The 6,375-nt window shown below is 36.9% G+C and carries 3 protein-coding genes; 1 reads left to right on the plus strand and 2 read right to left on the minus strand.

The features are described 5' to 3' along the window. Positions 1 to 23: 23 nt before the first annotated feature. Complete coding sequence (locus tag BHE19_RS21495) at positions 24 to 2,774, plus strand: outer membrane beta-barrel protein (protein ID WP_070908798.1); 2,751 nt, start codon at positions 24 to 26, stop codon at positions 2,772 to 2,774. A gap of 154 nt (positions 2,775 to 2,928) precedes the next feature. Here BHE19_RS21495 and BHE19_RS21500 read toward each other — a convergent pair whose 3' ends face one another. After that, complete coding sequence (locus tag BHE19_RS21500; protein WP_070908799.1) at positions 2,929 to 5,475, minus strand: TonB-dependent receptor; 2,547 nt, start codon at positions 5,473 to 5,475, stop codon at positions 2,929 to 2,931. Positions 5,476 to 5,726: 251 nt separating this feature from the next. Beyond that, on the minus strand, positions 5,727 to 6,140 hold the full coding sequence (locus tag BHE19_RS21505; RefSeq protein ID WP_070908800.1) for an RrF2 family transcriptional regulator: 414 nt from the start codon (positions 6,138 to 6,140) through the stop codon (positions 5,727 to 5,729). Between the last annotated feature and the right edge of the window lie 235 nt (positions 6,141 to 6,375).

Genomic DNA, 6,375 nt, shown 5'->3' on the forward strand with positions numbered 1-6,375 from the left:
ACTGTCTCAAACGAACCATTTTCATGACCAAATATTTATATTTCCTGATTACTTTCCTTTTTTGTTATGCGGCGAGTGCCCAAAATGATATTGTTATTAAAGGAACCGTAGTAGATATTAATACGCAATTGCCGCTTGAGCTGGCAACGGTTTATTTTACCACGGTTAAAGATTCTACCGTAATCGAATATGCAACAACCGATAAAAATGGAGCTTTTAGCATTACCACTAAAAAGTATGATAAACCTGTTTTTCTGAAGGTTAATTATATGGGGTATCAGCCTTATTTTGAGGAAGAAAAGAGCATTCAGGAGAGTAAGGATTTCGGGAAGTTGTATTTGCTTGAAAATGTAAACGCCTTAAAAAATGTCGTGATAAAAAGCGAAGCACCGCCAATTACCATTAAAAAAGACACTTTAGAATTTAATGCTGCTTCATATAAAGTCCGTCCGGACTCCAATGTAGAGACTTTATTGAAACAATTACCGGGTTTTGATGTGGGAACCGACGGGAAAGTGACCGTAAACGGAAGAGAGGTTAATCAGGTCTTAGTTAACGGGAAAACTTTTTTTGGGAAAGACGGCGCGATTGCCTTAAAAAATCTGCCTGCGGAAATAATCAAAAAGGTTCAGGTGTCTGATTTTAAAACGAAGAAAGAAGAGCTCTCCAAACAGGAATCGACTTCAGATTTTTCAAGCATCAACATTACGATCGACGAAAAGAAAAATAAAGGGTACTTTGGGAAAATATTGGGAGGTTATGGTTCCGACGATCGATATGAAAGCAGTCTGATTCTGAATTTTTTTAATAACAAACAGAAAATAAGTCTTTTGGCTTCTTCCAACAATATTAACTCCACAAGTTTTGCAATGGACGAGGTTTTTGATACGATGGGAGGCGGACGAAACAGTAAGGGAAACACTAGTTCAGGTAGTGGTAAAGGAATCACACAGTCGAATTTAATTGGACTTAATTACTCCGATGACTGGTCGAAAAGCTGGTCGGGAATGGGAAGTTATAATTTCTCGAATTCGGTAAATACTAATGACAGCAAGTCAGATCAGGTGAGTTTTTTGCCCACCGGAAATATTGCCACTTCGGCGGATTCTAAAACCAGAAATGAAAATACCGGAAACAATGCGAATTTTGAACTGGAATATAAAATTGATCCCACAACCCGATTGGTCATAATACCAAAGGTGAATCAGTCCCGTTCGAATAATAACTCGTCTTCATCAAGTTTTTCGGAAGATGAAAATGGGAATTCCTTAAATGAAAGCAGTGCTAAATCCTACTCGGAAAGTACCAATACGAGTTTGGGGAATACTATCAATTTTAATAAAGCTTTCAAGAAGGATTATCGAAATTTTAATCTTTCTTTTGACAGTAATAACACCAGTACAGACAGCGAGGCTCAGAACCTTTCACAAACAATTTTTTATCAGGACAACAAACCTAATGACGATAGAAATCAAAAAAGCCTAAACAACAACAAAAGTGATGTTTATTCGCTTGAACTTGAGTATACCGAACCAGTGACAGATTCACTAAGGTTAAGATTCGGTTCAAATTTTGACTGGAATAAAGAGATCAAAGATGCAAAAACATTCGATTTTGATAACGCAACACAATCGTATTCGGATTTGAATGAGTCTTTAACCAATTATACCACTTCAAAGCAAAATTCCTTCAGTCCGAAAGTTGGATTAACCTGGCAAAAGCGAAAATTTACGGTTAATTTAAACAGTAGAACTGCCATTGTAGCGTTCGACAATCATTCTTTATACCTAAACAATGCTACCGATTTGAACAAACGATATCTTTTGCCTTATGGCGATTTTCAGGTTCGATATAAATTTAGCCGTTCGAAAAATTTGTCATTCAAATACGATTACTCCAATGCGCTTCCTACGGCCGTTCAATTGATGCCGGTTTTAAACTTAATGAATCCGTTAAATACGATCACCGGAAATCCTGATTTGAGTCCTATTGAGAAAAACAGTGCTAATATTAGCTTCAGGAACTATGATTTCCGCACGCGTTCCGGTTACAGTTTGTTTGTAAGGGGAGATTATTATAACAACGATGTGGTGTCGACTTCAATTTATGACGATAGTGGAAAGAGAACCACTACTTATGTCAATATTTCAGGAACCTACACGACCTCGATTGGTGGAAACTGGAATCAGTCGGTAAAAAGAGATGCTCACCTTTTTAGATATGGTTTGGGATTAAATGGAAGTTATTCTTTTGACAAAGGATTTACCAATGCTGTATTGTACAATGCAAAATCAACAGCAATTACTCCAAAGCTTAATTTTACCTATGAATACGGTGAGCTGCTAATCATTTCTCCATCTTATAGTTTGTCTTATAACGAAACCAGATACGAGAATTCTTCAAGAGATGCCATTTCAAATGTGGTGCACAGAATCAATTTGCAGACCACAAGTTATTGGCCGGAAAATCTGATTTTTGGAAATGATTTTGGCTACACTTATAATTCAAGCATTTCGGGTAATTTCAAAAAAGATTTTTATCTGTGGAATACCAGTTTGTCTTACGGTTTCTTTGATAAAAAAGTATATGCTAAAGTAAAAGTTTACGACGTTCTAAACCAGAATCAAAGCGCAACGACGTCGATTTCGGCAACATCAATCCGTGATGAAGAAAACACTGTTTTAAAGCGTTATATTATGTTCTCAGTAAGTTATAAAATAGGAAATTTTGCTGCTGAAAAAGGGAAAAAGAAGAGGCAAAGAGAGGAATTTTAATTCTCTGCAGGAATGAGACAATAGTGGTTTTTATTCGAAAGACAGCTAGGATATTAGATTTTTGTAATTTAGATTTTGAAATTTTAGAAATAAAAAAACGAGATAAGTTTGGAAAACCTATCTCGTTTTATCGTATTTAAAATTAACTAAATGCTTATAATGAATATTTTAAAGTAATACCATAAGTTCTTTGATCACCAAGTACAGCGGCATATTGTCCTGCATTTCCACCGGCAGGCAGTAATTGCTCATAGTAATCTTTGTTTAATAAGTTACGACCCCAGAAATGAACAGATAATCCTTCTGATGCGCGGAATCCTAAACGAGCGTTAAAAATAGCATATCCCGGAACCACTAAGTATTTTGAAGCAGAAGGACTTGATGAAAATTCAGAACGTGCATAAGAATCAACAGCTAAGAAGATTTTTCCTTTATTTCCGAAGAATTTTGCATGGTCAGAAAGCTCACCTCCTAAAGATCCTGCCCATTTTGAAGCGCCTGGTAATTCTGTTCCTGAAACATCTTTAAAAGCTACTGGAGCTCCTGTTTCTTCTAATGGAAGTGGTGCATTGGTAAATTTAACATATTTTGCATCTGTATAAGTCGCGGCTGCATTCACAGTCAGGTGCTGGCTAAAAACAAAACTGGCATCAAGTTCAGCACCTCTTACACGTACTTTATCAGCATTGGCAAGATAACCACGGTTTACACCAAGTTCGGCAGCCTGAACATTGGTTTGAAAATCTTTAATTTCCGTATTAAAGAAAGTCAGATTAAAGATGGAATTTTTGAAAGGAGAAGTTTTTACTCCAACTTCATAATGATTTACTTTTTCAGGTTTGATTACCGCAAGATCCAATAATGGCAGTCCTTTAGAATCTGTTGGAAGTCCTGCAACATTTACACCCACCGGTTTGTAACTTTTAGCGTAAGTAGCATAAGCATTGATTTTGTCAGATGCTTTATAAGATACAGTTATGTTTCCTGAGAAATCGGTATTGTCAGTATTCGAAGCAAAAGACTGATCTGAGTAAACCGATTTTTTAAGCGCCAGTAATGCCGGATCAGTTGTTTGAAGACCACCGTAAGTAGTACGGCTGTATTGAGCATCTTTTTTGTCGAAGTTATATCTTATACCCGGTAATACATGTAAACGCTCGGTAATTGCCCAGTCAACCTGACCAAAAACAGCAGCACTGGAAGCTCTGATTCTGGCATCAGTTTTAATTCCGTATCCTTCAAAAAGTCCCGGAGTTTTCCATAACGGACTGGTGCTACTTTGTGAGAATCTCCATTGTGCATTACCGGATTCTTCTGTTCCGTCTGTTTGCGAAGTTTGATCAATAAAGAAGGCACCAACAACACCGCTAAGTTTAGAAGTTAGCTGACCTGCGTAACGTACTTCTTGTGTAAATTGAGTCTGTCTGGTTGGATTTTGAGACTTAGCCAAAACTTGTAATCCTGTAAAGTCTCTGTCATTTGATGGATCCCAGTTCCAAAAACGCCATGCAGTAGTGGAAGTAAGTGTTCCTGTCCCAATTTTAGTATCAATGTTAAGAGAAATACCTCCCATGTCCTGTCCTGAACGCCATGGTGTGTCGTGATCGATTTTTCGATCAAAAGCATTTTGGCTTGGCAGCTGATAGTTTAAATCTTTAATGATAGCATTAAATTGTCTGTAAGCAGCTCTTTGCGTAGGTGCAACACCTGCCACAACCTGTGCGTATCCATCCGGACGTTGCGTTGTGATATCGGCTGCCAGAATAATATTCGTATTTTCTGACGGAGTAAAAAGCAATTGCCCTCTAATTCCCTGATTGTTTAAACTGTTCGTAGGTCTTCCCGTAGCCACATTATCGATCAAACCATCACGTTGTGTACCTGAAAAGGAGATACGACCGGCTACTTTTTTACCCAATGCTCCTGTAACGGATGCTTTCGCCTGAAGGAAAGCATAATTTCCATAACTCACTTCAAAATCAGCACCAGTCGTGAAACTTGGTTTACGAGTGGTAATATTAAAGGCACCGGAGGTAGTATTTTTACCAAACAAAGATCCTTGTGGTCCGCGTAATACTTCAATTTGTTCTACGTCAATAAAATCAAGAGTAGTGGCTGCCGGACGAGCATAATAAACCCCATCTACATAAAAACCAACACCCGGATCGATTCCGTCGTTAGTAAGTCCGAAAGGAGAACCAAGGCTACGAATGTTGATTCCTGTATTTCTTGGATTTGAAGAGTATAATTGTACAGAAGGAACGAGTTCTTTAATTCGGTTCACATTAAAAGCTCCGGTTTGTTCTGCTTGTTTACCGGTAATTACCGATACGGCGATTGGCACGTCCTGAACTTTTTCGATTCTTCGTCGCGAAGAAACCACTACTTCAATAAGTTCGTTTTCTTCTTTAATAGTTATTTGTAGGGGGGCTATAGGTAAATCGGTAAGTTCGATCTCAGTAGTTTTATAGCCTACATATTGAACTAATAAGGTTAGCGGAAGTTTTCCTCTGCTGTCGATGCTGAATTTTCCGTTTTGATCGGAAGTAGTATTTGAGGTTGTCCCTTTTATAACAATGTTTGCCGCTTCTAAAGGGATGTTTTCACTTGTTTTAACAACACCTTCAATGTTTTGTGCAAATGCTATAGAGAAGGTTAAAAAAGATAAGATTGTAAGTATATTTTTTGTCGAATTTTTCATTTTTACATTAAGTATATGTGATTAGTAGAATTTAAAATAAATTTTTTTTACCAACACATACACATTGTAGAAGAATAGTTTTTCACAGTTGTGAATGGAATAATATAATTTCTTTGCAAAAGATTTTTCGATACATCGATTGGTTGTGAATGTACTCTCATAGTTAAAACTTTAGTAAATGATTTGTTAATTATTTTTTGCAAATATATATATAAATTCTATCGATTTACTAGGAATTAGAAAATATTTTTTTATTTCTTGATGAGAGAGGCGATTGTGATGCCTTGCATGGCCTTAAGAGTCTCATCACGAATGATCATTAAACCATGTCTTAAGCTGCATTCTTCCTCGGTTTTACAATCAGAACATGGTTCGTAAAAGTTTAATGATGCACAAGGCAATAAGGCAATTGCACCGTCAAATAAACGGTGAATTTCTGCCAGAGTGATGTCATTTTTGGAGCGTATCAGATAATATCCGCCAAATTTTCCCTGCTTACTGCTTACCAAACGTCCTCGTTTCAGGTCTAATAAAATCTGCTCCAGGAACTTTTTAGGAATATTGGCTCCATCAGCGATTTCAATAGTTCTTGAAATGTGATTTTCTTCTTGTTCTGCTAAATAAAGTAAGGCCTTAAGGGCGTATTTTGCTTTATGTGATAACATCTTTTTTTAATTATGAATTATAAATTGTGAGTTGTAAGTTGTGGGTTTTGAGTAGTTAAACTTAAATTTTAAAATAAAATTTAAGTTTAAGGGGAAACCTGAAACCTGAAACCTGAAACCTGAAACCTGAAACCTGAAACCTGAAACCTGAAACCTGAAACCTGAAACCTGAAACCTGAAACCTGAAACCTGAAACCTGAAACCTGAAACCCCAAACCTGAAACCGCAACCCCCA

This window comes from Flavobacterium tructae (assembly GCF_001853485.1).
GTDB lineage: Bacteria > Bacteroidota > Bacteroidia > Flavobacteriales > Flavobacteriaceae > Flavobacterium > Flavobacterium tructae.